This window comes from Dermacoccus sp. PE3 (assembly GCF_001021715.1).
In the GTDB taxonomy this organism is placed as follows: Bacteria; Actinomycetota; Actinomycetes; order Actinomycetales; family Dermatophilaceae; genus Dermacoccus; species Dermacoccus abyssi.
The window spans coordinates 818,624-832,747 of sequence record NZ_LDCM01000001.1 but is presented as its reverse complement, the minus strand read 5'-3'; the positions used below and the strand labels follow the sequence as shown (position 1 = coordinate 832,747).

The following is a 14,124-nucleotide window of genomic DNA, read 5'->3' as shown; positions in this document are numbered from 1 at the left end:
CCCATGGCTCTCACCTTCACCACGCCCACCCCCGTTGAGAACGCGCAGCACCACGCGAGTGCCGCGGCCTCGAACGCTGCCGTGGCCGCTGACGCCGTGGCCGAACTGCACGCGGCGCTCGCGGCGGTCGACAACGCCCTCCGCTCCTACGACCCCGAGGGTGACGACGCGGCTCCGGCCGCGCGACGCATCCTGCTCAAAGCCGCTGCGGGCGCGGGCAAGTCGTTCGTTCTCAAGCGCATGGTGGCTGAGGCGAGCGGCCTCGGCGAAGGGCGCACACCGACCGGCCGCAGCGTGGGCATCACGGCGTTCACGAACAAGCAGCTGTGGTCGCTCGCAGAGTCGCTGGGTCAGGATGTCGGCGCCGAGAACGTCGCGCTCGTCATGAGTAACTCGATCGACCGCGACACCCTGCCGCCCCACCTCGCGGAGCGGTGCACCATCGTCAGTTCGGGTGAGCTCGATCTCGAGACACCGGTCATCCTCGCCACCGCCGCGATGATGGGCATGCGCGGTTATGCGTGGAAGACGAGCCGCGGCCTCGCGCGTCACGAACCTCTGTTCGACGTCCTTTTCGTCGACGAGGCGTGGCAACTCGCGGAGCATCTCTTCGATCGCGTGTCGTGGTTGTCGAAACTTCACGTCGGCGTCGGCGACGTCGGGCAGCTGCCGCCCCTCGACTCCTCGGCCAACCCCTGGCGCGGCGACTCGGGTTACAACCCGTACCGCGCATGGCCGGAGTCGTACGTCGGCATCACGGCGCGACGACTCGACGCCGAGCGTGACGGGGTCACGTGGGTGCGTGAGCTGCCCGCCGTCTGGCGTCCCACGGGTGAGCAGCTGGGGCTCTGGCAGGCGTTCTACCCCGACTGGGCCGAACTGAACTGCGTTGCAGCGCCTGGCGATCGGTCGATCGTCGCGGGCGTATGCGCGAGGGAAGGCGCCGATGAGCCGACCTTCGGCGAGGAGATCGGCGGCCCCGAACTCGTCGACGCGCTGATGCCGGTACGCGCTGCGTCCGACGACGTGTGGCGCCAACTCGGCACCGGCCGTCCGACGCTCCTCGAGATCGACGGCCTTCCCGAGGCGGAGGCCGCCGACATCGACGTTCCGCTCGTGGCGGCGATCGAGGCCCTCCTCGACGAGTTGGTGGCCGACGGCTTCGAACTGCGCAGCGCCACTTACGGCCCTGACGGGTCACCGACGGGAGAGCGCACCGACGGCATCGACGACTTCGGGGGCGACCCGCTCATCGCGCTGCTCGCAACTCGCAACCAGGCCGTCGACGACATGAGTGACGTCGTCCAACGCCTCACGCATCGCTACGACCTGCCCGAGGGCGCAGTCATCGCCTCGACGGTCGACTCCTGGCAGGGGCAGACGAACGGCATCACGGTCGCCATCCACCCGCTCTCGGGCGCGAGCAAACTCGACGAGTTCAACTCGGCGTTCGGCCGCCTCGCCGTCACATGCACCCGCGCGACGCACGGGCTGCTCATGGTGGCGCGTGCCGGACTCGACGACCTGCTCGCCACCGCGCCCGCGCGTCCCGGAACGCCGATCGGCGAACCGGGATCACGAGCCCTGCCCCGCCAGACGCACGAGCGCATCCTGGGTGCCTTCGCCCGCGGCACCCTGACGATCTGAGTGCCTTACGTCGTCGGGGAGTCCGTCGACGTCGGTGAGCCAGGCGTGGACGGCGGGTCTTCGCACATCCTCAGCGTGGTCGTCCCGCCCTTGTCGAACTCGGCAGACGTCCCATAGGTGAGTGCCACGTAGCGGTCGCGGCCCGCGCAGGGCGCGGCGACCAGACGCAACGTGACGCGACGGCCATCGATCGTGCCGCGCGCCGTGATGTTCTCCGCCCCCCACTCGTCCCACACGATGTCGGTGATCCGGGTCTCGCCCTCGACGAGAGTTGACGGTCTGACCGTCCCCTGCCCGGGCTCCTGCGGCGACGCCACGCCCACGGGCATGAGCGAGTCGCTGATCGGGGCGACGCTGCACGCACACGGCTCCGGTTACGAACAAGCCGCGAGGAGGGCGAGCAACCCGGCTGCTCCGGCTCGTAACGTCAGTGCCTGCGTGCGTCTCATGCCCCTTTGACTCCGTCAGCGGCCTTGTGGTTCCGAAGCGACGCGAGTGGAAGGTTCAGAGGGGCGGGGTTTCCAGCCGCTGCGGGGCGGTCGACGTATCGGCGACGAGGGCGACGACGAACTGGCGTGGCCCGAAAGTTACGGCGCGGAACGCATTAGCGTCGTCCTGAGGTGGGAGTCGGGGCTAGTTTTGTACCGATCGATGCACCACAGGTTTCGGGAGGGGACGAGAGATGTCGAACAACAACGGCAACTGGGATGAGCAGCCCACCCAGGCGGCGCACCAGGGCCAGAACCAGCAGGGTCCGGCGCAGACCTGGCAGAACCAGCAGAACGGCGGTCAGCCGGGCCAGTACGGCCAGGGGCAGCAGGGGTACAACGGCCAGCAGCCTCAGGGTGACCCCGGGCAGTACCCGCCGGTGCCGGGCCAGGCCCCCCAGCAGCAGTACCCGTCGCAGGGTGGCTACCCGAGCGGTCAGCCGAACCAGCAGGGTCAGCCGGGCCAGTTCGGCCAGAACCAGCCGGGCCAGGGCTACGGCTCGCAGCCGCAGGGCAACTACCCCAGCGGTGGTTACGCGTCGCAGGGCGCGCAGCATTCGTCCGGCGCACCGGGCAGCAACCAGCAGTGGAACAGCCAGCCCGCCGCCGGTCACGGTTTCGCCGGCCAGAACAACCAGCAGCAGTACGGTCAGTTCGGACAGAACGGATCGTTCGCGACGACCGACACGAAGGCGAAGCCGAAGGCCGGCATCGGACGCACCATGGGTTGGGGCGTCGTCGCGGCGGCCCTCCTCGCCGTCATCGGCTGCTTCGGCACCTGGGTGTTCGTCAAGGTTGGTCACCCCATGACCGGCGACTTCACCGCCTCGACGAACGGCCTGGGCATGGAGTCGTCGAACGCTCCTGAGGGGCGCTCCACGGGCGCCGATCAGGAGAAGGTCACCGACGGCTGGATCATCCTCATTCCGGCCCTCATCGCGCTCGCGCTCGGTGCGCTGCGCGCCATCGGGCGAGTGCGCAAGCCGGTCATGTGGGGTGCTGTCGCGATGGGTCTCGTCGCATCGGCCGTCGCCATCTACGACTGGTTCGACGTGCGCTCCGACCTGGCCGATCTCAAGGACCAGATGTCGTCCTTGGGTGATCAGGCCTCGTTCAGCGCCGGCAGCGGTTGGGGCCTGACGCTCTGTCTCATCGCCGGAATCGCGCTCGTCATCACGAGTGTGATCAGCGCGCTCCGCGACTGACCTTTCGGCGCGAAAGCGTCTACGACGAGCGGCGATCCGGTGTTTCGGGTCGCCGCTCGTCTCATCCCCTGTGGACAACTTCGGACCCTTTGTCACCGGCGTGTGCCAGCATGAAGCATGAGCAACCAGGGGTGGGAGACGAGCGGCTGTGACGACGACCGGTCCGTGTACGACGAGCCCACGCGCATGTCGTCGGGCCCGGTGCCGTCGCAGCCTCAGACGCCGTACGGGTATTCGAGCGGATCCACTCCGTACGCGGACGGTTACCCCGCCCATCAGCCGTATCCGTACCCGCCGCAGGCGACGCCCAATGTGTTCCGGGCCCAGCCGACCCCGGGCTTCGTGCCGGGCGCGGCCGGTTTCGCCGGCCCCTGGCAGGGGCGTGTCGATCCGTACACGGGTGAGCCGCTGTCGGACAAGTCGAAGGTTGCCGCAGGTCTTCTGCAGTTCTTTCTCGGGTGGCTCGGCGTCGGGCGGTTCTACATCGGTGACACGACGGTCGGCGCGATTCAGCTCGGCATGTGGCTCTTCGGCATGGTGACGCTCATCTTCGGCATCGGCTTCCTCGTCCTCATGGGCCTGTCGCTGTGGGCGTTCGTCGACGCCATCCTCATGTGGACGGGCTCCGTGCGCGACGGCAACGGCCGCAAGCTCGGCCCCTGACGCGTTATGACGCGGGAGCGCCCTCCGGCGCGGCCGGAGGCGGGGTCGACGGCGCGGGCGGAGGCGTCGGCTCCGGCTGAGTGGTGAAGGTGTTCGTCGGAGACGGAGGCTTCGGGGTCGTCGGTTTGGGAGTGGTGGGCTTCGGCGAGGTCGGCTTGGGCGTGGTCGAACTCGTGCTGGAACTCGACTTCGACGAACTCGAGCTCTTGGACGCGCTGGAAGACTTGGAGCTCTTCGACGCACTCGCCTTGGCCTTCGCGGAGGCCGACGCCCGCGCCTCGGCTGCAGCGCGGGCTGCCGCTGCCTTGCGGGCGCGTTCAGCGGCTGCTGCACGCTCTGCGGCAGCCTTGGCCGCCGCCGAGTCGTAGCTGGTTGCCGAAGAGGTCGACGAGGAACTCGTACTGCTCGAAGAACTCGGCGAACTGCTCGAAGAACTCGGCGAACTCGTCGACGAGGAAGAGCTCGACGGCTCAGACGTCGAGGAAGCCACAGAGCCGGGCAGTTCGTCGCCGTCGCGGCCATCCTCGAACTGCTTCGCGAAGAGGGTGGCCCCCACGAGCGCCACGGAGCCGACGACGGCCGCCGTCACGACCCCGACGAAGGCGCGCTGACGGGAACGATCAGCCTCTTCGTTCTCGGACTCATCGTCGTATTCGTCGTCGTACCAGTACGGCTCGTCCTCACCCATATACCACCGAGTCTACGAACGCTGGATGTTCGTGCAAACCAGGCTCGGCGTGTCGCGTTCGGGTGAGGGGCCGCTCCGAACGTCATGAGCGGGACCAGGGGCAAGAGGGGAACCACGGGCGCTGACCGGCGAGTACGCCGACGGGTGGACGCGGCGTGTCCACCAAGTGGGGGACATGTCTGTCCCCCGATGGTCGCCTGTCGCTCCCCAGCTCTTCATTCGGCGGATTTCGCGAGTAACGCTGTCAGTGCCGAGGCATTCAGGCCATTGGCTGTGGGGATGACGCCTCACATGTGCACACACAGAAGGAGAAGTCATGCAGTTCACCGCTACCGCCATCGAGTCCGCTGTCTCTGACGCTCAGGTCGAAGCCTTCGGGTCGTCCGCCGTCTTCTTCGAGCCGACGGCGGCTCGCTGTTCGTCGTCTTCCTCGACGTGCTGCGTCGGTTGCGTCCAGATGTGACGTTCGGCATCAGAGTGACGGTGGGGGGCCCGGGCCTCCGGGCACCCCACCGTCACCCGCCAGCTCATCGCCCTCGTGGCGAGAACACGGTCGAAGGAGAGAGCCCATGACCACCCCCAACCGTCCTGTCATCGAAGTCCGGGATGTCGTCGTGCAGTACGAGCGGACGGTCGCGTTGGACCACGTGACGCTCACCGTCCCGCGCGGTCGGATCACCGCCCTGCTCGGTCCGAACGGAGCGGGTAAGACCACGCTGGTCGATCTGCTGGAAGGTTTTGCTCGACCGGACGCCGGCACGGTCGAGGTGCTCGGTCGTGACCCGTGGCGTGCTCCCGCCGAGTGGCGGGACCGAATCGGAGTGGTGCTGCAGGACACCAGGTTGGACGCCGATCTGAGCGTGGCCGAGTTCATCGACATGTCGCGTTCCTGGTACAGCACGCCGAGGTCTCGTGAGTCGGCACTGGAATCAGTGGGCCTGACCCATGTGGCCGATCGCAGGGTGCACAAGCTCTCCGGTGGTGAGCGCCGTCGCCTCGACCTCGCGGCCGCCATGCTCGGTCGGCCCGAGGTGCTCTTTCTGGACGAACCGACGACCGGCCTCGACCCGGACGCTCGACGCGAGATCTGGAGCATGTTGCTCGACCTTCGCGAGTGCGGTCAGAGCATCCTGCTCACGAGTCACGACATGACTGAGGTGGAACGACTCGCTGACCACGTGGCCGTTCTTCGCGCTGGACGAATCGTCGCCGAAGGGACCGTCCGATCCCTGACCGCAGACTTCGGTGAGGGTGTCACGGGCTTCCGGGGGGCCGAGCCCACATTCGAAGACGTCTACCTTCACCTCTCACGCCGAACGGAGGCATTGCGATGAGTGCATACGGAGCCGAACGTACCCGGGACAGGCGCGCGGAACGCCACGTCCCGACGGGGCTCGGGGGCATGGTCTCGCAGTTGCGCTGGGACATCCTGCAGCAGTTGCGCAACCCCGCCGCAGTCTTCTTCACGCTGGCTCTACCGCTGCTTTTCCTCGTCGCCTTCGCCGCCACGAGCGATGACGCGGCGAAAGCGGCTGACTACTACGTGCCGGCCACAATGGCGCTTGCGGTTGCCTCGGGGACACTGACGAATCTCGCGGTGACTCTCACCTACCTTCGCGAGTACGGGCAACTGAAACGTGTACTCGTCACACCACTTCCTCGAAGTTCGTACCTCGGTTCACGCATCGTGGCGGCCGGGCTCGTGGCGCTGACGACCTGCGTGGTGCTGGGGATCGTCGGTCTGATCGTGTACGACGCGGCGGTTCAGCAGGTGGGCATGCTCGTCGTGGCCGTGCTCCTGACATTGGCTGTAGGTAGCGCTCTCGGAGTGCTGTGCACCGTGATGATTCGCAGTGAGACGGCCGCCGCACCGATCGCCAACGCCATCGGCTTGCCCCTGATGCTCGCTTCCGGAGTGTTCTTCCCTCTCGACTCGACGCCGCAGTGGTTCGAGAACGTAGCTCGCTACCTACCCTTCACGCGAAGTGTCGAACTGGGCGTCGACGCCTACGCCGGTACGGCGACGTCCACCGACCTGCTGGCGGCTGTGGCGGTGGGAGGCATCTGGGCACTCGTGGCGGGTGCTCTGGCCGTGCGTCTCTTCACCTGGGCGCCGATGAAGCGGAGGTGAGACTCGATGCTACGAACGCAGCGCGCGAGTTTGCGTGAAGTGAACTCAGGCGTGGACATCGGTCAGGTGCTCGACCTGTGGAGCATCGGTGAGGAGTGGCGCACCGGCGTGCACGAGGCCGCCGCCAGCGGAGAACGTGTGGTTCTTCTCTCGAGCATCGGTCTCTGCGGCCGACGTGACCTCAGCGACTACGAACGAGATCTCGCCGCCCGCGAGGACGAGGCGCGTTCGCTCCTGCGCCGAGCGATCACCCTACGTCTCGCTCCGGTCTTCGATGACCTGAGCGTTTACGACGAGCCACTGCGCGCCCATCAGCCGGTCCATCACGCCTACGGCGACGAACCGATCGCCTGGTTGCGCGCCCAGGACGTGCTGGAGGTCGTGCGCGCGAGCGCATCCGCACCCGATGGGTCGGTGTTCGACCTCGCGGGCGCAACGGCGGGAACGGCTGACGAAGCGCTCGTGCAGCGAGCGGCTCGTATGGGCGTTCGCGCACCACAGATTGTCCCGGTCGAGGCGAATGTCCTTGTCGATCGATTGTCGGCCGTCTTCGGCCGCTCGGCGGCTTCGGTCTTCGTCGGTCATCAACGCTGGGCCGGACGGACGGCGTCGAACAGCGAACTCGGCGCCCGAACCCTCACCCAGGCTCTGAAGCGGGAGCCGACCGGTTGGCACGCTCCCCACACCACCTCGAAGTGAAGGAGAACACCGTGAAAACGTTCATCGGACCGATCATTATTGCCCTCGTGCTCAGCCTTCTCGGGGCGGGAGCCGTCTGGATGACGACAGAAAACGTCGGAAAGGCACTCACGGCGGGCGGCATCGGACTCGCGCTCGGCCTGGCAATCTTCGTCTTCACGGCCCTCGGCGCCCGGAAGGACGCGCGATGAGTGCCCCCACGCTCGCGCCCGGTACGTCCGTACTGCGCCATGGTGAGAAGCTCGTCGTTCGGTCGGGAGACCAGGCTTGGACCATCTCGGGCGACGACATGGTCCACCTCGTTGAATCCCTGCTCGCGGGCAGTGACGACGGTGTCCTGCCGACCATGCCGACGGACTCGCCGGCATGGTCCTCCCTCGTCGAACTGCTGCGTGAATCCGGCCTCGTCAGCGTGGAGGAGGGGATGACGCAGGCATCACCCAGCGCTCGTTTGTTGTGGCAGCGTTCGGGCCAGGTGCATCCTCTGCGTGATGTCGATGCGGCGCTTCGAGAATCTGTCGTCCCCGTCCTCGGAAAGCACCCGCTCGCGGCTCGTGTCCGCTCAATTCTCGAGGACAGCGGGGTGGGGGTCACGGACGACGGACGTGAGGCTCGCGCCTGCGCACAGATCGAAGGCTCCGTGGCTCCGGCCGTCGTGGTCGCCGGTTCCGTGGACGATGTCCTTCTGACGGAGCACAACACCTGGGCCCTCGAGACGGGCCTGCCGTGGCTTCCGGTCGTCCTCGACGATGCGGGCCACTCTGTCGTCGGGCCGTACATTCGCCCTCACTCGTCTGCCTGCCTGCGGTGCTACCGGCTCAGGCGCGCGGCCAATTTCCCGGATCGACGCGTCATCGAAGACCTGGCGGGGGCGGAGCCCGTTGCGATGAGCCCCATGCCGACCGACATGGTGGGATTGAGTTGGTTCGTTGCCGCGCTCGCCGTCGAGAAGGTCACCGAACGCATTGCTCTGGGCGATCATTCGACGATGTCGTGCCCCGGCGGGCTGGCCGCGCTGGAGAGGAGCCACCCCGGCGTCAAGGTCACGGAGCACAAGGTCCTGCGCGTGCCGCGCTGCCCCGACTGTTCCCCCACGGCCCAGCGCGGACTTCCGCAGGTGTGGCACCACGGGGGTGTCTCGCAATGACGGACATTCTCCAGCGTGTGGATACCGACCCCTCGCCGGAAGTCGACGCCGCTGACGCCCGGCGGGAGCCGCGACGGCCCGACCCGACCAGCAGGTGGACCGACCGAGAAGCCGGTTGGGCCAGGCTCGATCATCTGGCCTCACCCTTGGTGGGGCTGACGTCCAGGCTGTTCGCTCAGCTCCACGACGTCGACGACATTCGGATGTCGGGCGTCGGAGCGCAGGCCTGTGATTCGAGGTGGCTCCTGGGAGCAGCATGCAACGAACTGAACGGGGGCGGGGCGGCAGACCCTCGGCAGGCGCGTGCCGCCGCGATCGGGGAGACGGTTGAACGTTACAGCGGGGCGTACATCGACACGACGACGCTGCGGCGGGCGACCAGTGCGCAGCTCGACGCCGAAGGTGTGGACCACGTTCGCCCCGAGGAGTTCACCCCTTTCGCGCCTGAACAGTTCACGGTCGAGGGCTTCGCCTACTCGCCCTTCACTGCGTCGACCTCCCTCGCGTGGTTGCGTGGTGTCGACCTCGCGGTCGGCAGCCCCCTCGAGGTGCCTGCTCAACTGATGTTCCTGGCCAACACCGCGCTCGACGACAACCGCATCGGCTACTCGACGAGTAACGGCATGGCGTGTGGATGTACCTGGGAGGAAGCCGTGTTGTCGGGCTTGCTCGAGGTCGTGGAACGCGACGCTTTCATGGCGACCTGGTACGGGCGTCACAGCCTGCCCCTCATCGACCCCGATTCGTCTGCGAGCCTTCGTGAGTTCATGGCGCGTCACGTCGAGCCCACAGGACTCGCTGTCTCCCTCGTCGATCTGAGCCGCCTCGTCGACGTGCCTGTGGTTCTCGCGCTCGTGCGCAATCCGCACAATGACGTTGCTCCGCTGGCCCTCGGAGCCGCCTGCTCGACCTCCGCGTTGACGGCAGCTCGTAAGGCCATGATCGAGGCCTTCCAGACGCGGACGTGGTCCAAGGCAGAACAGCGTGAGGGTGCAGTGATCGATCCTGGCGCCGGCTTCGAACAGGTCGCGGATTTCGACGACCACGTGCGCCTGTCCTTGCACCCGAAGAGCATTGCCGCAGCGGCCTTTCTCGATGCTTCGTCCGAGCGTGTCGGACTCGAAGATCTCCCCGCCGTTCCGGACGCTTCACCGGGCGGCGCGATCGACGAGATCGCCCGGCGCCTGCGTGATCAGGGTGTGCGGTGCGCGGCCTGTGACCTCACCAGCCCGGACGTTCGAGAGGCGGGCCTGGTCGTCGCGAAGGTGATCGCACCCGCGCTGAGCGCTCTTGACTCGGGGTACGCGGGGCGCATGCTCGGTGGCCGACGGCTCTATGAGCGCGCCTTCGAGGTCGGGTTGTCGCCCAGAAAGCTGACGTTCGACGATCTCAACCCCTGGCCGCACCCGTTTCCCTGAGGAGGAAGCCATGATCACCGATTCCGTTCACGGAGCAAATCTCGTTGACGTCGTCTACGGCGAAGTGCCGGCGCCTGGTGACCCGGCAGAGGACTTCGTCGAGGCCACGAAGATCCGGCGTGACGCGATGAGTTGGGACGCGCCGGGTGTCCGGATGTTGCAGACGACCCCGGAGATGCACCCGATCATCGCTCGTGCCGGACAGCGCCACGTCTCTCGCGCCAGGACCGAACTGCCTGCTCCGATGAAGGTCGAGACGAGCGTTGCCGACGCCCTGGATCGCCGTTCCAGCGCGGACGGGTTCGCGGACGAAGAACTCACTCTTACGGAGTTGGCCACCCTATTGCGGTTGGCGTGGGAGCCGCGCCCCGGCACCGGACCGGCATCGGGCACACAGCCGCGACGGGCCACGCCGTCGGCGGGGGCGCTGTTTCCGCTCGAACTGTGGGTGGTGGTTCGCCGAGTTGAGGCACTGGAACCGGGCCTGTTCCACGTCGAGATGCCCGACGCCGGGAATGCGAGCCTCACCAGAATCAGCGAGGTGGATCACGCAGCCCTGGCGCGTGCTGCCCTGCAGGAGGACATGATCGACAACGCAGCCGTGACGATCGTGGTGTCGATGATGCCGTGGCGCTCCCGCTTCAAGTACGGCCACCGCGCTGTGCGATTTGCTCTGATGGAGGCTGGCCATCTGTGCCAGACCTTGCTCCTCACGGCTTCGGCCATGGACTTGGCGGCCCGTCCTCTGGGCGGATTCTGCGACGACGAGGTCAACGGCACACTGGGATTCTGCGGTGTCGACGAGGTTCCGCTGTACCTCGTGCCGGTCGGTCGGGGCCAGTGACCCCGCCGTGGGGTGCCGCCACGGCAGCCCACTTCGCTCTGCCGTGGCTACTGAGGCGAGCAGCGGCTGGCGAACGGGGTCGGCGCCTGCGTGATCCGCACGTCAGTGGCCGCGTCTACGACATGGCCACCGTCGTCCTGGCCTGGATGGCATCGCGGGAGGGAGCCAAGGGGGGATGGTGGCTCGGCATGGGCACCATGGCTCAGCTGGGGGCGCGGCCCGGACGAGAATCAGCGGTAGTCACGACCGCCCAGGTCGCCGTCGCCGAGGAGATGCTGTGGCGCAGACACCGTCTGTGGGCAGTGGTGCCATTCGCGCTGCTGCACGCCCCCCGGGACCCGCGTCGGTGGCCTTACCACCTGCTGACGGGGACGGTGTTCCACTTCGCTGCTCGGTTGGGCCTTCCGGCGGCGATCGCCGTTCATGCCGGCCACAACATCGTGCTCGAGCGGTGTCGTGCTACCGGGCACGAGGCCCAGGGCCTGGCCTCGGAACCGTCGTCTGCCTGGCCGGCCTAGTCGTCGAGGAGGTTCTTCTCGAGCGCGACGCGCACAGCCGACGCCCGATCGTTCACCTCGAGTTTGGTGTAGCAGCGCGAGAGATAGGTCTTGACCGTCGCCTCGGAAATGCTGAGCGTGCGGCAGACCTGACGGTTGGTCAGGCCCTTGGAGACGAGGGTGAGGATCTCGCGTTCCCGGCTGCTGAGCTCGACGGGTGGGCCGGGCGCTTCGTGAACGAACTGGGTGGCAAGTGCAGACGTGACCTCCGGCGAATAGGTCGACGTGCCGTTTGCGGCGTCCACCAGAACCTTGGCGATCTGCGCCAGGGGTGCGTCCTTGAACACGTAGTTGACCGCACCCGCGCGAAATGCCGCCGCGATCGCCTCGCACGAGGTGAGGGCGGAAAGAACGACCGCCGGCGGGGCGTGCGGATGTTCCCGGAGGCTCGCGATGAGTTCGTCACCGCTCATCCGGGGCATCGCCATGTCCGTGACCAGGACATCGGGGCGATGTGCGGTGAGGGCCTCGGGCACGTCACGGGGGTCGTCGAGGGTGGCCACCACCTCGACCGCGTCGCCGCTGTTCAACAGCAGTGCCAAGCCGGACGAGACGAAGCCGTGATCGTCGACGATGACGACTCGCACACTCATGAGCGCTCCGATTCTGACGTGCCGACGAGGGGGAACTCGGCTTCGACCAGGGCACCGCCGTCGGTGGATTCCCCGATGCTGAGGCGGCCTCCGAGGCCTTCGATCCGCTCCCTGCTGCTGCGTAGCCCGAAACCGTGTCCCGGCCCCGGCCGCGCCACGGTGGTGGGTGGCATGCCGACGCCGTCGTCCTCCACGCGCACCACGATGTGATCAGCGGTGCTGAGCACAGTAATGCGTGCTCGGTCGGCTCCGGAGTGTTCGACGGTGTTCGTGAGTGCTGTTCGGATGAAGGCCGTGGCCGTGCTGCGCAGACGAAGGGGGAGTTCCTCACCGTGACGGAACTGTGCGAAGTCGGTTTCGACGCTCAGGCCGGAGGCTGCAGTGACGCTGGCCGCCGCCGCTCGGACACCTCGCGCGAACTCCGCGTCGTTGTCCGGAGCCTCGTCGGTGTCCGTTCGGGCGAGAAGCGACCGAAGTTCCTTGAGACTTTCCCCCGACTCGACGTACGCCAGATGCGTCCGCTGCCGGGCGTCGTCAGCCGCCGTTCGGGCATCGGACGCGGAGTCGAGCAGCATTCGGATGAGCGCCAGACGCTGCGTTACACCGTCGTGCACCTCCTGAGCAATGCGGGCACGTTCGGCTTCGATGCCCGCGATCCGACTCAGCTCGGCCAGTTCCTTCTGCGAGCGTCGCAACTCCTCGAGCGCTTCGGTCCGTTGCTTCGTCACCTCCAGGATCTGGGAGATCCACACCGCAGCGGCGATGCTGAGCAGGTAACCGAGAGCAAGCGGGGCGAGGGCCCAGGCGTGAGGTGACGCGGCGTGAGTGAAGATGGACACCAACGCGACCCCGAACACCACCGTGACCGTGACGACGGCTTGTCGCAGGGGCAACGCCCAGAAGGTCTCCGCGACGGCGACGGGCAGGAACAGCGCGACGACGGGAGAGCCGAGCCCGATCAGCGCCAAGGCCGCGATCGTCACCGGAATCCGGGGAACCCCTTCCCTGCCGAGGAGCGCGAACAGTGCCGCGCCGCAGACGGGCGCGATCGCCATCGGCCAGCCCGCCTCCCACACCGCCAAAGCGGTGAGAAGGACGAGGAGGACCGAACGCAGTTTGATCCATCGTTCGAGATCCTGCGTCGAGAGGAAGTGGGGTGTGGCGGTCATCGGACGTTGACCACCGCGCTCACCACCGCGTTGGCCGTGGAGTCACCGGAGGAGAAGGCTTGTAGGGCTTCTCGAACGGCCGAAGCGGCGAAGAGTTCGCCCGCGCGCGCGTCGTCGTAGGCGAAGCCTGCGAGGCCACCCCGGCCGACGTGGACATCAACCTTTCGCCGGGCCTCGTCGGCTGCAGCGTGCAGGAGATCCTCGAGTTGACGGGGCTCGAAACCAGCCGCGAGCTGGTCGCTCAGGTACTCCCGTTCGTCGTCGGTGCGAGCAAGAGCGAGGAACGCCTCCGTGTCGGCCGACGTCCGGGCCTCGGCGACATCGACGACGAAGAGCACGCCTCCCGGCGCGAGGTGGCTCATGACTCGGGTCAGGCCACGCAGTGGTTCACTCCACAAGCCCAGGTTGAGGTGGCTGACGGCCAAGTCGACCGGATGCTCCAGATCCTCGAGGTCTTCGGCGGCGGCGACGGCAAAGGTGGCGCGGGCGTCAGCCCCGAAACGTCGGCGAGCCTCGGCGACGGCGCTCTCGACCGGGTCGATGCCGACGAGGTGGAGGGTCGCGTCGAGTCTGCGGATCGAACCGAGCATCTCCCCACCCCCGCACCCGACGTCCAGGACGCGCCGCGCCTCGGGTGCGAGCGCCAGGGCGATGGCTGCGTTGAGAACCCTCGACGGCTCGGTCTCGCGATCGTCGAAGGTTGTGCTGATCTTTCGTCGTTCCTCGTCGGCGAACCACCGTTGGGCTCGTCGTGCCCGCCCCGTCCTCATGTGCCCAGCCTACTGGCGCAGCAGGCGCAGATGCCCGCCAGGATTGGGGAGGCATTCGCCGCAGTGCAGGGCTTGCCGCAGCGTCGTGTTGCCGCCGCCGCGCAT

General features: G+C 67.5%; 17 protein-coding genes. 12 read left to right on the top strand and 5 right to left on the bottom strand.

Features of this window, described 5'->3' with window-relative positions; translation table 11 throughout:
- Positions 1-3 precede the first annotated feature (3 nt).
- Positions 4-1,647, top strand: a complete 1,644-nt coding sequence (locus AA983_RS03970) for an AAA family ATPase (RefSeq protein ID WP_047310817.1) — start codon at positions 4-6, stop codon at positions 1,645-1,647.
- A 5-nt stretch (positions 1,648-1,652) separates the two neighbouring features.
- Here AA983_RS03970 and AA983_RS03965 read toward each other — a convergent pair whose 3' ends face one another.
- Positions 1,653-1,964, bottom strand: coding sequence for a hypothetical protein (locus tag AA983_RS03965; protein WP_197078934.1), 312 nt, complete (start codon positions 1,962-1,964; stop codon positions 1,653-1,655).
- 365 nt (positions 1,965-2,329) lie between these two features.
- Here AA983_RS03965 and AA983_RS14635 point away from each other — a divergent pair, with 365 nt between their 5' ends.
- Together AA983_RS14635 and AA983_RS14630 are read left to right on the top strand one after the other, a co-directional pair.
- Entirely contained in the window at positions 2,330-3,340 is a 1,011-nt protein-coding gene (locus tag AA983_RS14635) for a hypothetical protein (RefSeq protein ID WP_052946841.1), read from the top strand.
- A gap of 117 nt (positions 3,341-3,457) precedes the next feature.
- Entirely contained in the window at positions 3,458-4,003 is a 546-nt protein-coding gene (locus AA983_RS14630) for a TM2 domain-containing protein (protein ID WP_052946840.1), read from the top strand.
- Positions 4,004-4,007: 4 nt separating this feature from the next.
- Here the strand turns inward: AA983_RS14630 and AA983_RS03950 are convergent, their stop codons facing one another.
- Positions 4,008-4,691: a hypothetical protein gene (locus tag AA983_RS03950; RefSeq protein WP_047310815.1), complete on the bottom strand. Its 684-nt coding sequence runs from the start codon at positions 4,689-4,691 to the stop codon at positions 4,008-4,010.
- Positions 4,692-5,007: 316 nt separating this feature from the next.
- On the opposite strand from AA983_RS03950, the gene AA983_RS15410 reads away from it, so the two are divergent.
- The 9 genes from AA983_RS15410 to AA983_RS03910 all read left to right on the top strand — a co-directional run bounded on the left by AA983_RS15410 (position 5,008) and on the right by AA983_RS03910 (position 11,448).
- Positions 5,008-5,154 carry a hypothetical protein gene (locus tag AA983_RS15410; RefSeq protein ID WP_156170157.1) on the top strand — a complete coding sequence of 49 codons (147 nt, stop codon included), beginning with the start codon at positions 5,008-5,010 and terminating at the stop codon, positions 5,152-5,154.
- Between the two features lie 106 nt (positions 5,155-5,260).
- Positions 5,261-6,025: an ABC transporter ATP-binding protein gene (locus AA983_RS03945; protein WP_052946839.1), complete on the top strand. Its 765-nt coding sequence runs from the start codon at positions 5,261-5,263 to the stop codon at positions 6,023-6,025.
- Positions 6,022-6,822 (top strand): ABC transporter permease, encoded by an 801-nt coding sequence (locus AA983_RS03940; protein WP_082128670.1) that lies wholly within the window; start codon positions 6,022-6,024, stop codon positions 6,820-6,822. Before AA983_RS03945 ends, AA983_RS03940 begins: the two co-directional genes overlap by 4 nt.
- 39 nt (positions 6,823-6,861) lie before the next feature.
- Complete coding sequence (locus AA983_RS03935; RefSeq protein ID WP_156170155.1) at positions 6,862-7,521, top strand: hypothetical protein; 660 nt, start codon at positions 6,862-6,864, stop codon at positions 7,519-7,521.
- A gap of 11 nt (positions 7,522-7,532) precedes the next feature.
- Complete coding sequence (locus AA983_RS03930) at positions 7,533-7,712, top strand: hypothetical protein (RefSeq protein ID WP_156170153.1); 180 nt, start codon at positions 7,533-7,535, stop codon at positions 7,710-7,712.
- Positions 7,709-8,668, top strand: coding sequence for a TOMM precursor leader peptide-binding protein (locus tag AA983_RS14625; RefSeq protein ID WP_052946838.1), 960 nt, complete (start codon positions 7,709-7,711; stop codon positions 8,666-8,668). Before AA983_RS03930 ends, AA983_RS14625 begins: the two co-directional genes overlap by 4 nt.
- Complete coding sequence (locus AA983_RS03920; protein WP_082128669.1) at positions 8,665-10,086, top strand: YcaO-like family protein; 1,422 nt, start codon at positions 8,665-8,667, stop codon at positions 10,084-10,086. Before AA983_RS14625 ends, AA983_RS03920 begins: the two co-directional genes overlap by 4 nt.
- Positions 10,087-10,096: 10 nt before the next feature.
- Positions 10,097-10,930 carry a SagB/ThcOx family dehydrogenase gene (locus tag AA983_RS03915; RefSeq protein WP_047310811.1) on the top strand — a complete coding sequence of 278 codons (834 nt, stop codon included), beginning with the start codon at positions 10,097-10,099 and terminating at the stop codon, positions 10,928-10,930.
- Between the two features lie 122 nt (positions 10,931-11,052).
- The gene (locus AA983_RS03910; RefSeq protein ID WP_047310810.1) at positions 11,053-11,448 is read left to right on the top strand and encodes a CPBP family intramembrane glutamic endopeptidase; all 396 of its coding nucleotides are present in this window, start codon (positions 11,053-11,055) and stop codon (positions 11,446-11,448) included.
- Here AA983_RS03910 and AA983_RS03905 read toward each other — a convergent pair.
- The 3 genes from AA983_RS03905 to AA983_RS14620 are packed head-to-tail and all read right to left on the bottom strand — an operon-like array spanning position 11,445 to position 14,019.
- On the bottom strand, positions 11,445-12,080 hold the full coding sequence (locus AA983_RS03905; protein WP_047310809.1) for a response regulator transcription factor: 636 nt from the start codon (positions 12,078-12,080) through the stop codon (positions 11,445-11,447). The genes AA983_RS03910 and AA983_RS03905 overlap by 4 nt on opposite strands.
- Entirely contained in the window at positions 12,077-13,249 is a 1,173-nt protein-coding gene (locus tag AA983_RS03900) for a sensor histidine kinase (RefSeq protein WP_047310808.1), read from the bottom strand. The genes AA983_RS03905 and AA983_RS03900 overlap by 4 nt, the downstream gene beginning before the upstream one ends.
- Positions 13,246-14,019: a trans-aconitate 2-methyltransferase gene (locus tag AA983_RS14620; RefSeq protein WP_052946835.1), complete on the bottom strand. Its 774-nt coding sequence runs from the start codon at positions 14,017-14,019 to the stop codon at positions 13,246-13,248. The genes AA983_RS03900 and AA983_RS14620 overlap by 4 nt, the downstream gene beginning before the upstream one ends.
- Positions 14,020-14,124 lie beyond the last annotated feature (105 nt).

What these genes read in the sequence shown, in the direction of transcription:
- AA983_RS03970 (WP_047310817.1), top strand. Translation starts at nt 4, where the DNA reads ATGGCTCTCACCTTCACCACGCCCACCCCCGTTGAGAACGCGCAGCAC.
- AA983_RS14635 (WP_052946841.1), top strand. Translation starts at nt 2,330, where the DNA reads ATGTCGAACAACAACGGCAACTGGGATGAGCAGCCCACCCAGGCGGCG.
- AA983_RS14630 (WP_052946840.1), top strand. Translation starts at nt 3,458, where the DNA reads ATGAGCAACCAGGGGTGGGAGACGAGCGGCTGTGACGACGACCGGTCC.
- AA983_RS03950 (WP_047310815.1), bottom strand. Translation starts at nt 4,691, where the DNA reads ATGGGTGAGGACGAGCCGTACTGGTACGACGACGAATACGACGATGAG.
- AA983_RS15410 (WP_156170157.1), top strand. Translation starts at nt 5,008, where the DNA reads ATGCAGTTCACCGCTACCGCCATCGAGTCCGCTGTCTCTGACGCTCAG.
- AA983_RS03945 (WP_052946839.1), top strand. Translation starts at nt 5,261, where the DNA reads ATGACCACCCCCAACCGTCCTGTCATCGAAGTCCGGGATGTCGTCGTG.
- AA983_RS03940 (WP_082128670.1), top strand. Translation starts at nt 6,022, where the DNA reads ATGAGTGCATACGGAGCCGAACGTACCCGGGACAGGCGCGCGGAACGC.
- AA983_RS14625 (WP_052946838.1), top strand. Translation starts at nt 7,709, where the DNA reads ATGAGTGCCCCCACGCTCGCGCCCGGTACGTCCGTACTGCGCCATGGT.
- AA983_RS03920 (WP_082128669.1), top strand. Translation starts at nt 8,665, where the DNA reads ATGACGGACATTCTCCAGCGTGTGGATACCGACCCCTCGCCGGAAGTC.
- AA983_RS03915 (WP_047310811.1), top strand. Translation starts at nt 10,097, where the DNA reads ATGATCACCGATTCCGTTCACGGAGCAAATCTCGTTGACGTCGTCTAC.
- AA983_RS03910 (WP_047310810.1), top strand. Translation starts at nt 11,053, where the DNA reads ATGGCCACCGTCGTCCTGGCCTGGATGGCATCGCGGGAGGGAGCCAAG.
- AA983_RS03905 (WP_047310809.1), bottom strand. Translation starts at nt 12,080, where the DNA reads ATGAGTGTGCGAGTCGTCATCGTCGACGATCACGGCTTCGTCTCGTCC.
- AA983_RS03900 (WP_047310808.1), bottom strand. Translation starts at nt 13,249, where the DNA reads ATGACCGCCACACCCCACTTCCTCTCGACGCAGGATCTCGAACGATGG.
- AA983_RS14620 (WP_052946835.1), bottom strand. Translation starts at nt 14,019, where the DNA reads ATGAGGACGGGGCGGGCACGACGAGCCCAACGGTGGTTCGCCGACGAG.